At 56.2% G+C, this 19,395-nt stretch carries 18 protein-coding genes; 5 read left to right on the top strand and 13 right to left on the bottom strand.

All coding sequences use genetic code 11. The features are described from left to right. Window positions 1-26 precede the first annotated feature (26 nt). The 6 genes from ACFHWW_RS03990 to ACFHWW_RS03965 form a co-directional block, all read right to left on the bottom strand. Window positions 27-1,802 carry a hypothetical protein gene (locus ACFHWW_RS03990; protein ID WP_283067743.1) on the bottom strand — a complete coding sequence of 592 codons (1,776 nt, stop codon included), beginning with the start codon at window positions 1,800-1,802 and terminating at the stop codon, window positions 27-29. Window positions 1,803-1,947: 145 nt separating this feature from the next. Continuing rightward, window positions 1,948-2,802 (bottom strand): phosphoadenosine phosphosulfate reductase family protein, encoded by an 855-nt coding sequence (locus ACFHWW_RS03985; protein WP_173519398.1) that lies wholly within the window; start codon window positions 2,800-2,802, stop codon window positions 1,948-1,950. Beyond that, window positions 2,792-6,241 (bottom strand): hypothetical protein, encoded by a 3,450-nt coding sequence (locus ACFHWW_RS03980; protein WP_379937354.1) that lies wholly within the window; start codon window positions 6,239-6,241, stop codon window positions 2,792-2,794. Before ACFHWW_RS03980 ends, ACFHWW_RS03985 begins: the two co-directional genes overlap by 11 nt. Further along, a complete protein-coding gene (locus tag ACFHWW_RS03975) occupies window positions 6,234-7,184 on the bottom strand; it encodes a DUF4007 family protein (RefSeq protein ID WP_283067749.1) in 951 nt (316 codons plus the stop codon). Before ACFHWW_RS03975 ends, ACFHWW_RS03980 begins: the two co-directional genes overlap by 8 nt. Continuing rightward, on the bottom strand, window positions 7,177-8,370 hold the full coding sequence (locus ACFHWW_RS03970; RefSeq protein ID WP_283067751.1) for a cysteine desulfurase family protein: 1,194 nt from the start codon (window positions 8,368-8,370) through the stop codon (window positions 7,177-7,179). Before ACFHWW_RS03970 ends, ACFHWW_RS03975 begins: the two co-directional genes overlap by 8 nt. Then, a complete protein-coding gene (locus ACFHWW_RS03965) occupies window positions 8,363-8,671 on the bottom strand; it encodes an XRE family transcriptional regulator (RefSeq protein WP_379937353.1) in 309 nt (102 codons plus the stop codon). Before ACFHWW_RS03965 ends, ACFHWW_RS03970 begins: the two co-directional genes overlap by 8 nt. Before the next feature lie 154 nt (window positions 8,672-8,825). Between ACFHWW_RS03965 and ACFHWW_RS03960 the strand changes: the two genes are divergently transcribed. The 3 genes from ACFHWW_RS03960 (at window position 8,826) to ACFHWW_RS03950 (ending at window position 10,980) form a co-directional block, all read left to right on the top strand. Continuing rightward, a complete protein-coding gene (locus tag ACFHWW_RS03960) occupies window positions 8,826-9,422 on the top strand; it encodes a poly-gamma-glutamate hydrolase family protein (RefSeq protein WP_283067752.1) in 597 nt (198 codons plus the stop codon). A 93-nt stretch (window positions 9,423-9,515) separates the two neighbouring features. Then, window positions 9,516-9,908: a hypothetical protein gene (locus tag ACFHWW_RS03955; RefSeq protein ID WP_283067753.1), complete on the top strand. Its 393-nt coding sequence runs from the start codon at window positions 9,516-9,518 to the stop codon at window positions 9,906-9,908. A 754-nt stretch (window positions 9,909-10,662) separates the two neighbouring features. Then, a complete protein-coding gene (locus ACFHWW_RS03950; protein WP_283067754.1) occupies window positions 10,663-10,980 on the top strand; it encodes a hypothetical protein in 318 nt (105 codons plus the stop codon). Window positions 10,981-11,002: 22 nt separating this feature from the next. Here the strand turns inward: ACFHWW_RS03950 and tnpC are convergent, their stop codons facing one another. From tnpC to ACFHWW_RS03915, 7 genes are all read right to left on the bottom strand, one after another. Further along, window positions 11,003-12,568, bottom strand: coding sequence for an IS66 family transposase (gene tnpC, locus ACFHWW_RS03945; RefSeq protein ID WP_379937352.1), 1,566 nt, complete (start codon window positions 12,566-12,568; stop codon window positions 11,003-11,005). Between the two features lie 68 nt (window positions 12,569-12,636). Beyond that, entirely contained in the window at window positions 12,637-12,984 is a 348-nt protein-coding gene (gene tnpB / locus ACFHWW_RS03940) for an IS66 family insertion sequence element accessory protein TnpB (protein WP_283067764.1), read from the bottom strand. Then, window positions 12,981-13,385: an IS66-like element accessory protein TnpA gene (tnpA, locus tag ACFHWW_RS03935; protein ID WP_283067766.1), complete on the bottom strand. Its 405-nt coding sequence runs from the start codon at window positions 13,383-13,385 to the stop codon at window positions 12,981-12,983. Before tnpA ends, tnpB begins: the two co-directional genes overlap by 4 nt. 48 nt (window positions 13,386-13,433) lie before the next feature. After that, entirely contained in the window at window positions 13,434-13,661 is a 228-nt protein-coding gene (locus ACFHWW_RS03930) for a hypothetical protein (RefSeq protein ID WP_283067768.1), read from the bottom strand. Window positions 13,662-13,696: 35 nt separating this feature from the next. Further along, window positions 13,697-14,533 carry an HNH endonuclease gene (locus ACFHWW_RS03925; RefSeq protein ID WP_283067770.1) on the bottom strand — a complete coding sequence of 279 codons (837 nt, stop codon included), beginning with the start codon at window positions 14,531-14,533 and terminating at the stop codon, window positions 13,697-13,699. Window positions 14,534-14,536: 3 nt separating this feature from the next. Then, a complete protein-coding gene (locus ACFHWW_RS03920; protein WP_283067771.1) occupies window positions 14,537-16,300 on the bottom strand; it encodes an AAA family ATPase in 1,764 nt (587 codons plus the stop codon). Between the two features lie 263 nt (window positions 16,301-16,563). Next, a complete protein-coding gene (locus ACFHWW_RS03915) occupies window positions 16,564-17,838 on the bottom strand; it encodes a hypothetical protein (RefSeq protein WP_283067772.1) in 1,275 nt (424 codons plus the stop codon). Between the two features lie 275 nt (window positions 17,839-18,113). Between ACFHWW_RS03915 and ACFHWW_RS03910 the strand changes: the two genes are divergently transcribed. Together ACFHWW_RS03910 and ACFHWW_RS03905 are read left to right on the top strand one after the other, a co-directional pair. Continuing rightward, on the top strand, window positions 18,114-18,503 hold the full coding sequence (locus tag ACFHWW_RS03910; protein WP_283067774.1) for a hypothetical protein: 390 nt from the start codon (window positions 18,114-18,116) through the stop codon (window positions 18,501-18,503). Window positions 18,504-18,506: 3 nt separating this feature from the next. Then, entirely contained in the window at window positions 18,507-19,220 is a 714-nt protein-coding gene (locus ACFHWW_RS03905; protein WP_283067775.1) for a hypothetical protein, read from the top strand. Window positions 19,221-19,395 lie beyond the last annotated feature (175 nt).

The following is a 19,395-nucleotide window of genomic DNA, read 5'->3' as shown; positions in this document are numbered from 1 at the left end:
CATTTCGCGGAGGCGGCGGTAGGGTCTCAAGCACAATTCACCTCGATTACATCATCCACAGGCTCGCCTTCGCCGTTGAGGCCAAGAATTCTGAAGCTGAGGTCATTCGTTTCCGCCGCCGGGCGAGACCGGGAGAATGCGGCCAGAATGGCGCTTTTGAACGCGAGGATGTCCTCGTGACACTCCTTGGAGAAGCTGCCCGGCAGTGCGCCGCCGGCAACCCGCATGAGGAACTCATAACGAACGAGGTTTAGTTTCAAACTTACCTCGATCCCATTGTCAATTTGGACGACCAGGGTCGGTAACGTCCCGTTCCGGAGCTCGATGCGTTCGTAGCGCCTAGGTGCAACGCTTATCCGCTCTATCAGAATCTGGCTAAGGCCTGCGGCCGAACCTGATAGTCCGGCGGCGATCAAAAGCTCTCGGTCGGTTGTGACCAGCATCCCCGTGAAGATCCTGTTCAGACCATTCACCAGACGCGCGGTTATGGATCGGCTTACTTTTCCAGTATCTTGAAGAGGCGCAACCACGTCCCGCAAGAATTCGCCAGCGTGGCGAAACACTGTGAGATCCCATAGCCTCAAATCTTCGGACTGGTCATCGCGGATCTGAAAGAAAATGGCGCGACGTTGCGCTTGAAGGCTGCTCAAGAATGGATGTTCGTCTTCCTGCGTTGCGTCAGGCCGCTCAAGATAAGCATTACGCAGGGCAGAAAGATCATCTAAGGCTTGGGAAGAAAACGCCCCCTCCACCAAGCTTTCATAGTACGGGCGCAGTGTTTCATCGGATGGACCAAATACGAGAATGTTGTCGATCCTGTTTGTCGTCTCATCCCCTATGCCAAAGCGGTTCAGGAACTCGAAAATCTCCAGGCTTTCCCGCCTCGCGGGTGTCAGATTCGCGCCAAAGAGATTTTGATGGATGTCCGCTATGTGAGCCCGGCCGGCGCGAATGTACGGCCGGATATCGGTCGGCGACATCAGCCGATCTTTTGCTGCTGGGTGACCGAGCAGCATATTTGCGATTAAGAGGAGCACTCGCCGGATCGGCGTATGAAGCTCATTCAGATCCATCAATTCAAACAACTGCCGCAATCGCGACTTGAACTGTGGAGACGATAAGACTTCGTAGTTGCGCCGGATTGGGCACGCCTCAGAAAAGAAACCCTCCGCCTCCGCTTCTTCATAGGCGGCCGCCCAACCGGGATGAGCGATGATGGCCTCCAGCGTCAAGTCGATGATTTTCGCGCAAGGGACGGCACTTAAGTTGAAAAATGCGACGTCACCCTGACTGGTGGGTTTCCCTTCGACCAGGCATGTCTCGAGGAGATCATAGCTTTCTTTCCATAGCGGAACTTCTGCGGCCCTCCGCCATGTATCGAGAAGTTGCCCATCGTTTGCTGCAACGACGAAAATCCAATCCGGGTCAAGCGAAAAGAAGCTTCGGTTGACCTCCGCTAGCAGAGCGTTCTTACCCTCCCAGATCCCATAAGTTCCCTGGGCAGGGAGGGCCGTCAGGTCACGGATGATGCCGACAGTTCGAACGCGGCCGGCGATTTCCGAAGAGATCTCCTGATAGATCTCGTTGGCAGTCCACTCATCAGAGCTTCCACCCAGTTCGGTCCAGAGGCGGCCACAGAGCCGGCTCTTTCCGTCGCCCGCCGTTCCGGTCAAAATAATGGAGCGAGCTCGTTCTGCGGATTTCGAGACGGCCGCAAAAAGATCCACCTCAAGCGGATGCGCGAAATCCAAAGCCTCAACATCGTATCGGCGGGCAGATCGGCGGATCTGCTCGTCGTACATATTGTCATTTCTTGAGATCGGTCCGTACTGTCGTAAGAAGCGAACCCATCGGCCCCCCAACCCACTCATCCCATCTGCCCCCGATACCCATTCGCTGGTCGATACGCGACCGACTCCTTTCGATCGCTAATCTACAACTACATCTTTATATTGAGCATACAAGACAACCGTCGCGCAAATGGCTATCGTCTTCAACCTCCAAACCGCCGAGGGTTTCGACGAGTGACAACGATTTCCTATTGGCCCTCTTCTTCGCCTGAGCTTTTTCCCAGTCTGATTTGATCTTGGCGACGCGCTCCGGCTTTGCGAGGTCACGCAAGGGCTCATTCTGGCACCAGAAAAACTGCTCACCAAACTGAACCGCACGTTCCTCGTATTCCATTGCAAGGTCGAAATACGTCGGATGGGTTTCCAACAGACGCACCCATTCGATTTTCTGCTGATAGAAGCAGAAGTAGCATCCTGACCGGGACCGGCCCCAATCCATATAAGGTGGCAGACCAAGTCCCGAGTCTTCCAAGATCGCTATTATGTCTGCCCGTACCAAGCCGTCGTCTTGAAATGGGTAAACGGCCAAGATGTTCGGTTTCGTGCTGATGTAACCGGTTCTGTTTTCGTCTGCGCGAAGACCAACGTAGTTGATTACTGGCCCGTCACCGACATAAGCTTCGAACGGCTTGAGCTTGAGCATCTTAGTGCACCACCTACGGTGGTTCGACGGGAGCATCCCGCGATAAACCGTCAGCCAATGATCAAAGCTGTCTGTCGGGGTTGTGCGAACAATCGGCTTGCCCAAAATGGCTTCCAGACGCCCGATATAATCGTAGGTCTCGGGAAGCTCTTTGTCCGTATCGTGGAAAATATACTCGATTTCTGGAACACGGTCGCGAAGGTAGATAGCGAGTGCCGCGCTGTCTTTCCCCCCAGAAAGGCTCAAGATATGTCGCGGCTGCTCCGACCCGAACGATGAAAAAATCTGAGATGCATAATCAGTTGTCATTCTGCGTTCTCACACCTGCTGCGCCAGAGCTTTTCTCGTCTGTGGAGGTTTCCCTGGTACGAGCCAGCTCTTGCCAAAGGAGACTGGCAAGGATTTGAATTCGTTGCGCGTCACCTTGTGGCAACCAGTCCGTGAACGTTTCCATTTTTTTCTGGTCCGCAGCGTTTAGATCGACCGGATGAAGGACACGAACGAGGTCTCTTCCGTCACCGCGAGTTAGATTTAAACGTATCGCTTCGGTATTTGGGCGATCCTCTGAGGTGGAGAATGCTGTACTCTCGACCTTTGCAAAGAGCTCGGCCAGTGCAGCAATCTCTTCGGTAAACCGGGCTTCGTCACCAGGCATCCAGCGGGCGGGAGGCTTAGCCACCACAAAACTAGCCAGGGACTCCGCCCAGGCCTCGTCATGTAGGGCGGGATCCCGTAGTCGAAGCGCAAAGGCGCGAAGGCGCGGTTCGCGGGCAGCGAGTGACACGCGAGCGCCTCGAGACGCCAATGCGACACGATCGAATTTTTCTGGGTCCTGACCGGCCGCTTCGCTCGTTCTCTTAACGATGCGTGCGATGAGATCTGAATAGGTGTTCTGAAGTTCTTGAACCGCATCTGTAAAGCGGCTGATGAACTCTTCAACCGACCTCTCATCGGCTTCATCAATGCGGAAGATCGGAAGGCCGCAGGCGTTGGGCAGGTCAGCAAACAAAAGCGTCGCCGGCTCGCGCGCGGATAGGAGTGCGTCGCGCACGGCGAGTGTCGCCGGCGACAAGCCTTTCGACTTTCGAGTGTACTCAGGGAGTTTTGCTGCAAACTGGCAGAGCTCAGTCACGACGTCTAGCAGAACCGGTTGGCGGCCTTCGATCCCCGATGCAAAGAGGTTTGCGAGGCGGGCAAATACGTGCGAGCGCACACCTTCGACGCTGCAATGCTGAATTTCGAAGGTTTGTGGCGCTTTGATCAGGCGCAGGAACTCCATAGCGCCAAATCTCGGAAGGAAGGTGCCGTTCTCGTAGAGAGCCAGCTCATGGCCATGCACTCTGACCACTACTGCCAACAAAATTGGAGCCAATCCATCCCGCACGCCGTATGGCCGATTTGAAAGTCGGCTAAGGATGTCGGTGATAGCGATCCTACAACCTTTGCCGGCCCTCACCATTCTGACGATTTCGGTCAAACTTGGTTCAAGATGCAGCGGATCGTTCGAGGCTTGGGGGATCCGTAACGTGAAGGTTTCGCCATCCGCCACATGCAGTGCACCCTTCTGAAGTACTGAAAGGTACATCGATTTTTCAGGCGGGGACTTGCGCTCGTCCATCCCAAGGAGCGGCAGCTCCGGTGCCTTGAAAAGGCCCTCGATCAAACGCATTCGCGCAGAAGCCGCGGCACTGCTGAGGACATTGCGATTTACAAGCTCGTTCATGACCCTCGGGCTCAGCGGATAGAGATCAGTGCAGAGTTGAGAAACGACCTTTGGTAAGTTGCCGGTCGCGTCGTAATTCTTACCGCCATAGATCCATTCCATGCCCGAGTTTGCATCGATCCTGGCCAACTCGGTGAATTGCGCTACCAGTGCCTGGCGCGAGCGCGCGATTTGACGTTTGACCTCAGCGGATGCGAAATCATCGCTGGACAAGTCAGGCGTGTTCGCTTCGACCCAACGCCAAACCAACACGTCGCGGAGGTAGGACGCGAGCTGCCAGACAGGGGCCGGCACGGCGACCAATGTCGCAGGATTTTCAGCTACGAGGGGAGTGCGGGCGATGTCCCGTGCAATCTGCTGCTGATCCTTTTGGTCAGCGAGCGCCACAATGATGAGACCATCTGCGTTTGTTGGCTTGCTTGCTGCCTTGCCTACATCTTCAGCGGTGGCGTATCTTAGCTCAAAATACCGCATAGTCCCGGTTTCGAGATAATGGCGACGCGCAAGTACCATCTCGCCATCCAAGATCTCAGAAAGAGCCGGCGCAACGGCTTCGACTTCGCCGACCGCTCGCTTGGCCGCATTTACGGATGCCGTTAGGTTGATACTCGAGGTCGGCCAAAGGCGGAACGCCCCAGAGCCACCGCGCTCGAACAAGAGGCCGTCCCGAACAAGAGTGTCGATAGCTGCGGCCAAATCGCCGGAGCCTGACAAACATGCGTCGATTGTCCGACTTGTCGGTAACAAATCGTCGGAGTCGAGCAGGTTGAGTAGTCCTACCGTCTTCAGGACCTTGAGTTCAGCAGGGGCGATACCAACACAGCTGTCGATCGTCGCAACGATGCGAAGCCACTGGTTCTTATAGTTTCCAGCCGACACCCGATGTCCAAATGACGCTCTAACGTAGTCGTAGAAGCGAGCGGCGTCGAACCAGCTTTCGCCAACCTCAGTGGCGGCTGCGAATGCCTGCAACGCCATTGGCTCGCTCGATAGGAGAAAGCCGAATAAAGATCGTTCACTCTGGCCGAAATGCGAAAAGAACCGCACCATCACCGGAAGAAGAGCAGGATGCAGGGGATAAAAGCGAGCGGGGTCAATAGTGAATCCGCGGCCGCCAAGCCAGCCAACCTGACCCGCCTTCTCAAGAGCTGAGTTCGCTTGCGTTCTTACGCTCGCGGGCAGCGCGCCTTCGTCCACACCCAGCGCCCCGGCGACCAGAGCCGCTGAATGAACCAGTGGTTGGTCGAACACGATTTCCTCAAAACGACCAGCGACCTTGTCCCACTCGTGGCGAAGGGCCAGCGGGAGGCGTTCGGCATAAGCTTGGAAGCCCTGATGGAGGATACCGACAAGCAAGAAGGGGCTGGCGTTGCTACGAGCCGCCATCTCGGCCAGTCGCTGCAGCGCGAAGACATCCTCCTGGTCGGGATTCAATGCCGCATGCTCGAGGAGCTTTCCCAGCTCATCGATGATCAACAGCAATCCGAGGTCTCGGTTCGCCGTGCGCTTGGTCATCAGAGATATAAGCTGTTCCAACGAGCGGACGGAGCCGGTTGTTTCACAAGCTTCCAACGCCGCTTCAACCTGCGCATCAAGCAAGTCAGCGCAGGCTGAGTGAATGATGCCCTCTCGAATCGCGCGAGCGACGGCACTCGGGATGCTTTCTCGGCTTCCTGTCACCAGAATGGGCAGGAAACGTCGATCATTGTTACCAGCGCGCCAACCTATTGCCTTGGCTACGCGTTTGGAGTCTTTCCCCGAGGGATCGGCCAAGAGTCGAGCCAACACCAGCGCCATGGACGACTTTCCGACGCCATAGTCGCCAGTGATACGCCAAGCCCGACGCTTCGAGCCGTTGCGGACGCTCGACAGGATCTGACGCAGAGCGTCTGCCATGGGCGGCGTGACAATGTAGTTCTCGAGCGCGGATGCGTCCAAGAAGTCTTTTTCCAGTTGGACTGACCGAAGGAACCGACCAGGGATCGAGAAAATCTCGGTGATTGTCGCGGAGCCCGGCTCAGCCATTGATGTTTGCCTCGTTCGCATAAATTGTCCGCGCGTCAGCCTTAATAGGGGCTTCGCGCGTCAACAGCCCCTGAATGGCTGATGGGCGATAGGTGAAGCCGTGTCGGCCGTGGAGAGAAAGGCTCTCAAGTCGGGCACGAACGTCTTCTTCTGGGAGTTTGAATGACTGGCCGGGCGCACCTGCCGCGGAGAGAAGGTGTCGAACAGGAATCGTCTTTTCACCGGGCGCTGTTCGTTCCCAATAGTCCAAAACGGCATAAGCAAAGAGATCATTGGTGATATCTGCCTTGGGCTCCTTCCGGAAGGCGTACATAGCCTCCCAACGTCCCCCTTCGGCACGGCGTTCACCGGTCTGTTGCAGCAGGCGCAACTCGACAAGCGGGCCATCCAGAGAGTCTTCGATCCCCGCCCTAGAGCCGCGTGCCGAGAGATAGGTGTGCAAGAAGACGTCCAGGTGCTGGCCCAGGGTAATCTCGGAATGAGAATGCCCTAGGCGCTGAGATTGCCGGGCGAATGCTGTGAGCGCTTCAGACCGAGAAAACTCAGCGTACGGCCACGCGCCTAGCAAATAGTACCATGCGAAAATAGCTGGAGTCGCAGACGAGGAGAGGTTCCAGTGTAGAAGCCAAAGTGTTCTGCTGTCTTCCAGATACGGGTCGAAGCCGTTCTCTCCAAATATAACGTGTCCGAGGTCCGAAATCTCGTGCGTGCGGTCAGTGGTGGGGTGGGCGATGCCCATCGCGTCAACCCAGAAACGCAGCGCACGAACCATGTTCTTGCCGATGCCAAGCTCGACCATCGCAGCATCTTCGTTGTAGAAAATGCTGGCGTTTGCAACGATTGCTCGGTAGGCCTTCGGCAGCCACGCGTAGCGGCATGCAAAGGTTTCGTGCCCCGAAAATCGATAGCCTGGCTGACCCTCGGTGGCGGATATGTCAAACATCGATGACCCCGGATAATGAATTACGAACATCGTTGATAGCGTCTGCTATTTCGATGGCTGCACGCTCAACATCGTCAGCTGTCGTTGTTCGGCCCAATCCGATCCGCAGGCAACTTTCGATTTGAGAATTGGGCAATCCCATCGCCCTTAGCACGTGTGATGGCTCTTGCGCGCCAGTATTGCAGGCTGAGCCAGTCGAAATTGACACCTTGCCCCGAAGACGGCTCAAAACCACATCGTTGGGCGCCCCCGGTGCTGAAACGTGAAGGTTATGGGGCAGGCGATTCACTTCGTCGCCATTCACTATCAGGCCGGGAACCAGCGCATATAAGCGGTCTTGTAACAAATCCCTCAGCTGCGAGAGTCGGGCGCTTTCTGCCTCACCCTCAAGCTCCATGAGCTCGCATGCGAAACCTAACGCAGCGATACCGCTAACATTGGGCGTCGGATGATGCGCGCCTTGGAGGCCGAATGTCGACGGGTAATCGAAACTTGGCGAAATGAGTGCGCCGATGCCTTTAGGACCGTAAATCTTATGACCGCTTAAGATGACATATGCGGCACCAAGGTCTCCCAAGTCCAGAGGCGTACGTCCAATTGCTTGGGTGGCGTCGACCAGCGCATCTGCACCGTGTTCGCTCGCCTCGCGAACGATTGTGTCGATGGGATAAACAGTGCCTACCTCGTTGTTGGCAGCCATAACGCATACGAGGTCGACACCTTCTTTTAGGATGCGCCGATAGCTCTCCAAGTCGAGTTGAGCTTTGGCGTCGACCTCGATCCACGATATGGTTGCCAATCCCAAGCGCTCGGCGCGCAAGGCGGTATCGATCACAGCCTTATGCTCCACTCGGCTGATCGCGATTCGTAGAGGACCGCGATGAACCGCGATCGAATGAGCTATCGCAAGCTGGATAGCCTCAGTTGATCCAGACGTGAAATGCACGTCGGTCGGTTCCGCGGACAAGAGGCGCGCGATCTTCTCTTTCGATTGAGCAACAGTGAGCGCAGCTCGTTCGCCGTGAAGGTTTTCAACGCTATTTGCATTGCCGAATTCCTCGAGCATCATGCGAACTGCCACCTCAGCGACCCGGGGATCAACAGGGGTGGTTGCATGGTGGTCAAAGTAAAGCGCGGCTCCCTCACTCCGCAGGGCCAGCCTATGCATTGAGGTGTGTTCATTCATCGAAGGTGGTCCTAATTGAACCAGGACTCCCTTCGGATGGGGTACGGACCTCAATCGCGACGTCGCAGCCTAATTGTACCAGCCACCGTAGAAGCTGGTCAGTGCTTACGATATCGCTACGACCAGACAAAACCTTCGAAAGGGTCGGTTGGTCTGTCGAACAAAGCTTGGCGGCACGGGTTTGGCTAAGACCGGTACCCGCCATAACACGGGCGAGAACACCTCGCAGATCGGCACGGACGACCTGTGCCACATCCGGAGGGGATGAGACAAGAACGGCATCTATGGCAGAATTCGTCATGGCTCACCCCAGATTGATTCGCTTGGTGATTATGGAAAATTCTCCATGGGAACGGCAAGTGGAGATTGGTGGTGTGGCAACGAAGCTCACAACTATTTGTGAGTCTAAACTTGACAATGGCAACGCATCCATTGAGAGTTGAATAGGGGGATGAATGGCGAAGGATCGATTTGAATCATACCACGACCTTGCTGCGGTTTATGTTCGTGGCGAGCACTTTAACGTGGAAACCAGAACGGGTTCGGTTAAGCCATCCGTACTGATCATGGCGCCGCACGGGGGCAAGATCGAGGTTCGCACCGCGGAAATCGCTCGGGCCACGGCGGCACAAGACTACTCATGTTACCTGTTTGAGGCCAACCTCGCCGCGAACAACAGAGTAGAAATGCATATCGCGTCTGAGCACTATGACGTACCAGAGGCCTTGGCCGCAGTGAAATCGGCCGAGGTCGTAATCGCGCTCCATGGCCGGCGAGATGGTGATGACCCTGAGAGGACTTGGATGGGGGGGCTGGACCGCAATCTGTCAGAGCATATCGGTGGCGCGCTTCATGAATCGGGATTTCCTGTTCTCTTCGATCCACCGAAGTTCAAGGGCGTTCACCGCGATAACATTTGCAACCGGGGCGTCACAAAGGCTGGGGTCCAGCTCGAGATCCCATTGTCGCTTCGCGAGGAATTCCGGAGCAATCCGGCGCGCGAGGACGCCTTTATAGGTTGCCTAAGAGCAGCCATCGCATCCTATCTTTGATGAAAAGGCTAACATCCGGCCGAACCTTTGGCGGCCATCCGGGTTGGCATCCAAATATTCTTGCTCGCTAGTTGCGAGGCCAAGGAGTCCTGCTTGAGACGTCTGCTTGAATTCCCGCCGGATATGTACGTCCTCCATGAGGACGAACTTCCGCTTTTTGGGCATAGCCCGGACCTAAAGCGATATGTCGAGCATCTGAAATCAGCCATGGGGCAAGAGGAATGGCGTCTTCGGCGGGACGCCACCGCCAAGCGCTTTTACCAGTCGCTGGTCGGCGAACAAGCTGACCCTACCGGAATTGGGATATACTTTGACAACAAGGATCTGTTTGCCTGGTATCTGTTTCTAGGAGAAGCGTTCAACGACCATCCCCAAAACTACGAGGTGGTTTACGGCTGCAGGGTGGTCCCTATTCTCGCGGCTTTAGGTAGGAACCTGGACAATCTTGAGCGGGTGGGGGAAACAGGGATCGCCTTCATCGGTTGATCTTCAAAGAACGAGCTCAGCCGAACGGCGGTTTGTTCGAATTCCTGGTGGCAGCTAAGTATGTCAACGAAGGCTATGATGTCGCCTTCCACCCCGAAAAGCCCGGACGTGGGCGGACGCACGACCTCGATGTAAAGCGCGGGGACAAGCGGTTCGCAATCGAATGCAAGCGCATGGAGGCAGGCCAATATCATGACAAAGAGCGAGCGGCGATGCGAAGTCTCTGGAAGCCCGCATCCCAAGCTCTAGTTCGCACCGGGGGCTCTTATTGCTTTGACCTGACGTTCCGAACGGAGATTGCATCTATCCCGGCTGACTATCTCCCGCGCATTGCTCTGGACTTCATCAACCGCGATGCGGACAACGCGCTAGTCTACGACGACCTCTCGTACGGTACGTTGAGGAAACTGGACCTTACCCCCCTACAAACGGCGCTGGTCGACTCCTCCTGGATGCATCCTGGGCCAAAATACAACAATCTTCTACTCGGGTCCTATCGCCGATATGAGAGCCTACTTCTTGCCCACAAGGTGAAATGTAAGCGTCCGGTAAGGCAGCTTCGCGCTGACGGCTCGCCTTTACTTTACCGAAACGGCTCGTGCGATAACTTGCAGTTTGATCGCGTCAAAACAGCCAACATCGGCGAATGCCCAGAACAACGAAACGGCTACTGGATAAACTCCGAGAGGTCGAAGCGCTCCGAGGTGACGGTCGCTCACCACCTCGGGGGATGCTGTCAAGATTCGGAAAGGGTATGGTGGCCTATTTACGGGATTGGGTGCGTATTTTCGCGTTTCATCTCTCCGTGGGGCCGTTTCCCCGGCTCAGTAAAATCATTGCTGCAATCGGTCTAGCGGCGTCTGGTCCCGGAGTTCTCTACAAGGTTATCGAGGCGATCATTGTCGGCGAAGTCCGCAATCGCGGGGCGGTCATTGCAACCGCGAAAGAAGAACCTTTCTCATTCTACACCATGACGCTCATCGTTGGCTTGTGGGCTGCCTTCGCTACCGCCTTTGGTGTTGCCGCCTTCCTAGTCCTGATATTGAAGGGCCGCCCGTCGCGCAGCGAGTGATCTATTGCCGGCGTGACAGATACTATCGATCTTGATGCTGCATGCTCCACGGGAGCAGTTCTTCGATCCTGTTGATCGGATGGTCGGCGATGCGGGTGAGGACGTCGCGAAGATAGGCTTCGGGATCGAGACCGTTGAGCTTGGCGGATTGGATGAGCGACAGGATCGCCGCGGCACGCTCGCCGCCCTTGTCCGATCCGGCGAAGAGCCAGTTCTTGCGGCCGAGCGCGATCGGCCGGATCGCCCGCTCGGCGGCATTGTTGTCGATCTCGATGGTGCCGTCGTCGAGGAAGCGGCAGAGCGCGGTCCTGCGCGTAATCGCATAACGGATCGCCTCCGCCGTGTTGCTCGAGCGCGGCAGTTCCGCAAGCATCTTGTCCCACCACCGCCTGAGCGCCTCGATCTTCGATTTGGCCTGGCTCTGGCGGATGGTCTTGCGCCTGTCCGGCGGCGCTCCGCGGATCGCCTTCTCGATGTCGTAGAGTTCGCCAATCCGAGCTAACGTCTCTTCGGCGATCGGATGCGTTCCGGGGCTGGTGGTCAGATCGAAGAACTTGCGGCGGACATGCGCCCAACAGGCCGCCTCCTGGATGGCGGCGGGTATATTGGGTTGGGTTGCTTCGTAGAGGTCGCGGAAGCCGGCATAGCCATCGGCATGGAGCGTGCCGACGAAGCTTGCGAGGTGGGCCTTCGGGTGCTCGCCCTTGCGATCTGGACTGTAGAAGTAGGAGACGGCAGGCGGCGTATCATCGCCCCAGGGGCGACCATCGCGGACATAGCTCCACAGCCGTCCAGTCTTCGTCTTGCCCTTGCCAGGCTCCAACACCGGAACAGGTGTGTCGTCGCCATGCAGACGGCTGCCGACGAACACGTGCGCGCGCAGTCTGGCAACGAGCGGCTCAAGTAGCGCGCCCGCCTTGCCGACCCAATCGGCCATGGTCGAGCGGGAAAGATCGACGCCTTCCCGCGCATAAATCTCCGACTGCCGGTAGAGCGGAAGATGATCGCAATATTTGGCGGTGAGCACATGCGCGACAAGTCCCGGACCCGGCTTGCCGCGCTCGATCGGTAACGACGGCATTGTCGCTTTGGTGTCGGTGTCGCAGCCCTTGCAGGTGAAGCGCGGCTGCACATGGCGCACGACCCGGAAGGAGGCCGGGACATAGTCGAGCACCTCGGTGACGGTCTCGCCGTTGCGAATGAAGTTTGAACCACCGCAGACCGGGCAGGTGCAGGCCGCCTGATGTACGACCTCCTGCCGGGGTAGGTGATCCGGCAAGGGCCGGCGGCTCGGCTTCGCCTTGTCTTGGCTGCCCGAGACGGAACGCACCGAGCCCTCGAACTCCGCGTCCGCGGCCTCGATGTCTTCCAACGCCAGTTCGAGCTGCTCGATCGAGCGCTCGATCTTCTCCGACGAGGCACCGAAGCGGGCCCTTCTCAGAACGGCAAGCTGAGCCTTCAGTTTCTCCATCAAAGTGTCGCGCGAGCGCAGCTTCTGGCTTTTACGCGCCAGTTCCTCGGCCTGCGCGGCGATGATCGCCCGTAAGCTCTCGACGTCATCCGGCAGGTCGGAAAGGCTCTGTCCCATGGCCGGAACGTATAGCTGATTTGGCCTCAGCTCACCAGCTATCACAATGGAAAGATTGGATTTTTGTCCTATGCGACACGCGTCGGCGCAGAGGTCCAGGACGGCCGCCGCCAGTCGATCCCTTCCCACAGCATCGCCAGTTGCGCCGCCGTCAGCCGGGCCGTGCCATCGGCAGCCGAGGGCCACGGAAAGCGGCCTTTCTCCAGGACCTTGTAATAGAGGCAGAAGCCCTGGCCATCCCAGAACAGAAGCTTGATCCGGTTGCCGCGACGCCCGCGAAAGACGAACACCGATCCGGACGCCGGCTTTTGCCGCAGCGCCGTCTGCACAAGTGCCGTCAGTCCGTCGATCCCCTTGCGCATGTCGGTCACCCCGCAGGCGAGATAGACGCGGGCATTCGCACCCGGTCCCATCATGCTTCTTCCACCGACCGGATCAGGGCTTTCAGCGTCTCCGACGCAATGGAGGCATCGACCTTCAGGACTCGGCCACCCTTGCAGCCGATCTCGATGCGCGATGGCTTTGCCAACCGTTTCGGTGCGACCCGTTCTGTTGCGGCCGCTCGATCCGCTTTGCCATCCGCATCCGGCCCGATGAGCGCCACCGGCAATAGCGTCACGCCTGACACATCCGGCCTATTGTCCTGGCCGAGCTTCTTGCGCCAGGTGTAAATCTGTTGCGGCAGAATGTCGTGCCGGCGGGCAATCTCGGCGATGCCAGAGCCGCTCGTCTCCACCTCGTCAAGAATCCGAAGCTTGTCCTCGTGCGTCCAGATACGGCGGCGCTCGACGCCCGTCAGAATCTCAACTCGCCCCATAAGTTCACCCTTGGCTACGTCGCTAACTACAGAATTAGCGACGTAACTTCAGCGCACTGGGCAAATTCTCAAAGGCTGCTTCACCGGACGCTTACGGTGAAATTCAGCCCCAACCCCCACTTTATCGATGACATTGATCAGGCGGTTGCTCTTAGGTGGAGCAGCGCTTCGGAAGCGGCGATCGATAAGAGGGCGCGTGACGTCATCGGAAAGTTGGTGGAAGCGAATGATCAGCTGGTAACGCCAGAAGACGTTCCATTTGATACAGGCGTCCATTGGGGGCCGCATCTGAACTAGCGATAAGGTGGCCACTACATGTCGATCGGGACCGCGACGCAACCGTTCGCGAGCGTGGTCAGATGATCAGTTACATCCGGGTCTGAAACCGTGCCTCGAACTAGCGCGGCTTCCCAAGAATTAATCGATCTGCTTGTGACGACGTCTCTCAATATCGTTTTTAGCCCAGTTTCAGTGCTGGCTCGATCGAGCTTCGGAATGTGCTCCATGCCGTCCCTTATCCTTTGTGGAAAATCGCCAAAGAGCGTACCCATTTTGAGTTGGAATTGCTCACCTAGGATGTGGCCGATGTGAAATTGGATTTGCTTTTCCTCCATTGCCGAAAATCCGGGCATAGGTTCGGCAGTGAAATTCGGCGCGTCGAAGGGTGCGACAATCTTCACCCTCCAAACTGCTTTTGCCGCCAGTTTGTCAAAGTAAGGATGAATGAAGCGCTCTGGTGACAAAGTGCCTTTGTAAATATCACCCTTCACGCTTGAGTTGCACGCAGGACACGCGGGAATCAGGTTCTTGGAAAATATGGAAAATTCTGGATACTCTTTGCGTGGGAGATAATGATCCAGCGTACCGGAGTTGTCGGACCCACACATTGGGCAACATTTGAGACCAGCTGTAGATCGGATTCTCGCGAGGGCACCGCCGCCGGCACGCGTGTCATAGAACTTTCGTTGCGCCTTTTGCCGAGTCTTCGGAATTGGCGCAGGAGAAACTTGCCAAGGGTCTCCTTGGAACTGCACATAGTCAGAATAAGCCTTGAGCCATGCGGATGAGTAGCGACCCCAACCCTTTCGCGCAAGAATTCGCGTAAGCGGACCGTCGTCGTCCTCTTTAGGGAAATTGAGAACCAGCATTGATCAGACCGCTCTCGTTCCCGCCCGTTTAGCCAGCAATCGCCTTACGTAGGCTAGCGTCTCGGGGTTCATGTCAGAGCCATATTCTTCAAGTATGTTTTCGATGGTCACGTCTGGACTCAGTGAAGTGAGCCAGTTCCGCAAGGTAGTTTGGAATTGATGACTGATCTCTGCGTCTGCGAAAATTGCGGTAGAGATCGAATCTATTCCCGCACCGAAAGTCTGCAGACGTGGCTGATCAATACTGATTGATCGATCTTCTAATCTTAGTATGCGCACTCTCCGCGATGGGGCCTCTCGGACAAGGTAGGAAGAATGCGTCGCTGCAATCGCAACTGATTTCGTTGCGACCAGGAGCCGATGAAGAATTTCTGCAAAATCGGATATGAAATGTGGGTGTAGATGCGTTTCTGGCTCGTCGAACAAGAATAGAGTGCCGGGCTCGACCGCAGCGCACGCCTGTGCGGCGAAGCGGAACATGACGTTTTCACCGCTGCTTAGATGGCGTGGGGTGAAATTCATCCGGTCGATAACAACGGGCGGCTCCGTGAGGTCGATCTGCCGAAAGAGAAGCAGCCGCTTCTGCTCAGGATATTTTTCCCCGAGTTTGACGTATCCACGTCCGTCCCATTTGAAACGACTGTATTTTTGGCTGGCGTCGTTTTTTTTGAGCGGCAAGTACACCGTGTTCCACAGGTCGAGTGGCTCTAAGATCCGCTTCAGTAGCAAGAGGCGAGCAGGTAAGTTTGCGGAAGTCTCTGTTGTGTCGATCTGCGGCAAGACGGTCCGCTCGTCGTCCCGCCAGCAATCAAAGATCGAGATTGTTACACTGTCATATCGTTGCATTGGAGGACGCGTTAGCGAAAAGAATTGATAGTCGATCCCCAGCCAAGGATCGAGTGCTATTGGGTAAAGATCAGATGGTGTCGACGAAAAAGCGACGACACGCGAGAAGGCGGGCGGTCCGAAACGGCGCTTGTCTGTACCACGATGAGTGAAACGCACGGACCTTTTTCGAGGAACCAACTTCACGTCGGGATGTCGCGTAAGTCCATCTATCAACGACAGCAGAATCTGCGATTTTCCGGTCCCGTTCTTTCCGATCAAAATCGCGAGACGGTCTCGAATAAGCCGATCCTCGCCAAAATCGAAGTCCACACGGTATGAATTATCTGCGGATGGAAGATCGACCGACATGCAGAATGAAGTTGCAGCGTCTTCGACCTCTGGGATCTGCGTGAATCGCAGATGTCGAGAGCCCCTGCGAAAGGCAGTCCAGCTCTCGTTCTGGCGTAGCATTGACAGGAAAAAAGCTTCGCTCTCAAAAAGCTCCATGCGTGCGCTGTCCGACCGTTCAGCACTAACGACGACGGCATCGCCGAGGCGTCGGAGTATTGCTACTGCCAACTCCAGCCCGACACGCTCCACGAGGTCACGATAGCTATCTTCCCTCAACATAAGTGAGCAGTGGTCCAAGGCTAGAGCCGTTGCGTCGATCCAACCTGGGCTGTCTTTCAAGAGCTCAGAGATTGCTTGCCAGGTGCTGTCGTGGCCCGGGAACATGACTTCAGTGTGGATTTCAATTATGCCCTGCGCTTCGGGAAGAAAGTAGCAGTTGGTTTGAAAGCGATATCCGAAATTGTTGTAGAACGGTTCCTTTTCAGTTTTCGCTACGATTAGCAGTGGCCGAGCATTTACGTTTTCCAAGGCGGTTGCGAGGCTTTCAGCAAACACAAGTCGAACTTCAGGCGCGGAGGGAATTGGCATTTCAGGTACCTGAGATAGTACGCAACGGTGGCTGCGATCATTACTGGTGCCCCTCAATCCCACCATGAATGTCGAAACACAATAGGTTCGGTGTGAAACCCGCGGATTTATCGATTGCAAACCCTCTGCTTCATCTCCTGCTGAGCTGCGTATTAGCGAGGATCTCTTTAGGCTCAGCGGGACGATGTCAGATCGGCCCTGTCGTCAGGGACAAGACTTGGGCGCACCTCATCCAAGGATGTGAGGCCCGAAATCGAAACTGCCTAGACGTATTTTGAACGGTATCTTTCGTCCGGGGCCAGCCAGTGTTCGATGAAATCTAGCGGATCCACGCTTCCCATCATCACCCTCGCGAGCGTCAGCCGCTCCTCTAGGCGCCGTCGACGCTCTCCATCCGCACTCCGCAGCCGCTCTTCCGCATCCGCGAAAAAACGCTCAACCGTCATTGCCTTTCCCCACTTGTCGATGATCTCTGCCAGCTGCTGTCGGCTATCAGTGAGAGCTTGAGCCGCTTTGCGGGCGTCCTCTTGCCGTAGGTATCGCTCCCACTCCTCCTCCCGCTCCTTCTTTCTCTTCGCTGCGGCCTCGTCCTCGGCTGTCATAAGGCGTTGAAGCTTGTCTTTCGCCGCCTTAAACGCATCGATGATCCTAGGGATCATCTTGCCAAGCGGCTCCTGCTCCGCCTCCTGCCAACTGACAGACCAATCGACGCCATTCTTTGGCGAATAAGCAATTAACCGGAAGCGCCCACAGGGCATATCCTGCTCCGTTGTCCAGGAGTGCGTCAGTTGCCAAGGCTTGGCCGATCGTATGAGCTTGCTGTCCTCACGATGATAATCACCGTTGAGGTATCGCATCGTTACCCTTTCCGTCATCTCGGTGAGAGCGAGCCCTATTGGCACCGTGTCGATGGAGAAGATTGTCGGCCGGTCCGGTCCCCAGATTCTCCCTGAGTGGTAGCGCCCGTATTTACGATCCTTGAGCACCACTTCCTGTTCGTTGACGTGGACACGACGAAGGTCATCAGTCGCCGGGGCGATGTGTACTCGATAACCCTGTTTGTCTAGCGCGAGGTAGATGTCGTTGGCGATCGATAGTGCACGCAGCAACGCAGGTTCTGATGATATCAGATCTGGCAGGATCCTTTTGTAGGGCCTGAGGAACTCGCCCTCTTTCACATCCCGCGTCTTTCGGAAGTGTTCCTCTACGCCGAACAACAGCGGATGACGTGCCGGACGATGAGGTTTTGCTGCGACCCTTGTGTTGCGAACAGAGCCTTCTTCCGGCGGTCTCTTTTGTCGTGGCTTCGGGACCGACGGCGTTATCTCGATGATGTCGTCAGACGTCGCCGGCAACGTTGGCAGTTCTGTCGGAAGCCCAAGCGATTTGCGGGTCCAGTATCCGGATCCGGGGTAGGGCACCTGATATTGTTTGCAGATGGCGGCCAGCGCCGTGCCGGAGATACCGAACTCGGGGGCGACTTTACTCAGGGGGCCGTCGCAGACCCGTTTATAAAGCTCAAGACGTGTCAGTTGCATAGCGAAAGGTCCCGATCTCAAATTGAGACCCGATATGGCATCACCGACATGTGGCTGGCAATATATTCCGCCAGTTATCCGTGTTCTATCAGCATCTTAGGTATTTGAGGACGGCATCGGTACATAACCTTTCAAGGTGTTAGATCGCCGGCCGCGGTTCCAGTCGACTATCCAACCCGTCTGCATTCACACGGCACGCACGCCAGCCGGCACATTACCGGATAATTTACAACTGATAGGCATCGTAGGCTCGATCGTTGCCGGTTGGGATTGCAATGTCACTAGAAATAAAATTTGAGGACGCCGAACTGGAGGGTTTTTCAGCTCACGCAAAGGACCGACTCAAAGAATCGGTACGCCATTACGGCGAGAGGTTAATAGGCGAAGCAAATCGCCTCGAGGCAGGACATAATCTCACCAACAATAGTCGTGAAGTCACGCATAGCATGGTGGAGGCTGCGACGACACTCATCAATCACGGCGCAGCGCCACGACGTCGGTCGCCGATCAAGAAGTTGACGCGCATCGCCAGTCAAGCGCTCCCTCTGATTTTCGGGCTGGCTTGGGACGCCAAGCGACTAAGCGATTTGAACTACGCTGCCTTTCTGTTCATTTTGTTTGGACTGGCGATTGCGGCCATTATCTTTGCGAACCTAGAGGACTGAGCCGTGACCCACGATGACGACATTCTGTCGTTCGCTGAACGTGATTTGAAGCGGGCACGGCAACGTAGGCTCTGGGCCCTTGTGACTGCGTTGAAAATCTACTCGGTTCTCGGCGCAGTGTTTGCTGTACTTGCGGCCAGCTATTTTATCTTGCTTTTCTACAATATCGAGTTAACCGATGATCAAGTACGCGCACTTCTCTTTGTCGGTGCGGGTGTTACTGTCTCGGTTGCTTCAGCGTGGGCAGCTTGGCTTGTTAAACGTCGCGGCCAGGGCGATTACCTACTGCCTCCGAACTATAGCACCGCGTCGGAAGCAGATTTCGTAGCAAGGAACGTAGCTACCGCGGAGAGAGTTTCGGGCAACGGTGACAGGTCCTACTTGGTGGATGAAACGGTCGAACTCCGACGTTTGTATCCCGCCCACCACGCGATGTATTTCGTGCATCGTTGGGCTCGGTTCGAAGAAATTTGCCGCGACGTTGTGCGACCGTATGTTGAGGATCGACGTATCTCCGTCGGGAAGGTACTAGAGGTGCTTGGAAAGCAGCACCTTCTTGGTGAGCGCGATCTTCTTTTAGCCCGTGAGTGCCTCACCGTGCGTAATGATATTGTGCACAACATCCATCAACGTGGGCGCTCTCTGCAAGAGCTAGACGCTCTGTCCGACATCCTGAATGACCTGACGGTGAAGATAAGCCGACATGTTGGGGCGTAAACCCGTGACTTCGAGCTGACACGGACCCCGGCCGAGGAAATTTCGTCCTCCGGAACCGGCATCGGTGCGCGGGGACATGTGTTGAAACTCATGAGTAACTCGAGATTTGTCAATTTTCGGCAAGCGCGCATCCATGATATCAGTTGCCGATAGCTGTCACGCATTCTTCGTTTCG

Source organism: Sinorhizobium sp. P24N7 (genome assembly GCF_042436655.1).
Lineage (GTDB): Bacteria > Pseudomonadota > Alphaproteobacteria > Rhizobiales > Rhizobiaceae > Sinorhizobium > Sinorhizobium meliloti_A.
Note: the sequence above shows the minus strand (reverse complement) of the source record. Positions and strands in the feature narration are given on the sequence as shown.

What these genes read in the sequence shown, in the direction of transcription:
- ACFHWW_RS03990 (WP_283067743.1), bottom strand. Translation starts at nt 1,802, where the DNA reads ATGTACGACGAGCAGATCCGCCGATCTGCCCGCCGATACGATGTTGAG.
- ACFHWW_RS03985 (WP_173519398.1), bottom strand. Translation starts at nt 2,802, where the DNA reads ATGACAACTGATTATGCATCTCAGATTTTTTCATCGTTCGGGTCGGAG.
- ACFHWW_RS03980 (WP_379937354.1), bottom strand. Translation starts at nt 6,241, where the DNA reads ATGGCTGAGCCGGGCTCCGCGACAATCACCGAGATTTTCTCGATCCCT.
- ACFHWW_RS03975 (WP_283067749.1), bottom strand. Translation starts at nt 7,184, where the DNA reads ATGTTTGACATATCCGCCACCGAGGGTCAGCCAGGCTATCGATTTTCG.
- ACFHWW_RS03970 (WP_283067751.1), bottom strand. Translation starts at nt 8,370, where the DNA reads ATGAATGAACACACCTCAATGCATAGGCTGGCCCTGCGGAGTGAGGGA.
- ACFHWW_RS03965 (WP_379937353.1), bottom strand. Translation starts at nt 8,671, where the DNA reads ATGACGAATTCTGCCATAGATGCCGTTCTTGTCTCATCCCCTCCGGAT.
- ACFHWW_RS03960 (WP_283067752.1), top strand. Translation starts at nt 8,826, where the DNA reads ATGGCGAAGGATCGATTTGAATCATACCACGACCTTGCTGCGGTTTAT.
- ACFHWW_RS03950 (WP_283067754.1), top strand. Translation starts at nt 10,663, where the DNA reads ATGGTGGCCTATTTACGGGATTGGGTGCGTATTTTCGCGTTTCATCTC.
- tnpC (WP_379937352.1), bottom strand. Translation starts at nt 12,568, where the DNA reads ATGGGACAGAGCCTTTCCGACCTGCCGGATGACGTCGAGAGCTTACGG.
- tnpB (WP_283067764.1), bottom strand. Translation starts at nt 12,984, where the DNA reads ATGATGGGACCGGGTGCGAATGCCCGCGTCTATCTCGCCTGCGGGGTG.
- tnpA (WP_283067766.1), bottom strand. Translation starts at nt 13,385, where the DNA reads ATGGGGCGAGTTGAGATTCTGACGGGCGTCGAGCGCCGCCGTATCTGG.
- ACFHWW_RS03930 (WP_283067768.1), bottom strand. Translation starts at nt 13,661, where the DNA reads ATGGACGCCTGTATCAAATGGAACGTCTTCTGGCGTTACCAGCTGATC.
- ACFHWW_RS03925 (WP_283067770.1), bottom strand. Translation starts at nt 14,533, where the DNA reads ATGCTGGTTCTCAATTTCCCTAAAGAGGACGACGACGGTCCGCTTACG.
- ACFHWW_RS03920 (WP_283067771.1), bottom strand. Translation starts at nt 16,300, where the DNA reads ATGCCAATTCCCTCCGCGCCTGAAGTTCGACTTGTGTTTGCTGAAAGC.
- ACFHWW_RS03915 (WP_283067772.1), bottom strand. Translation starts at nt 17,838, where the DNA reads ATGCAACTGACACGTCTTGAGCTTTATAAACGGGTCTGCGACGGCCCC.
- ACFHWW_RS03910 (WP_283067774.1), top strand. Translation starts at nt 18,114, where the DNA reads ATGTCACTAGAAATAAAATTTGAGGACGCCGAACTGGAGGGTTTTTCA.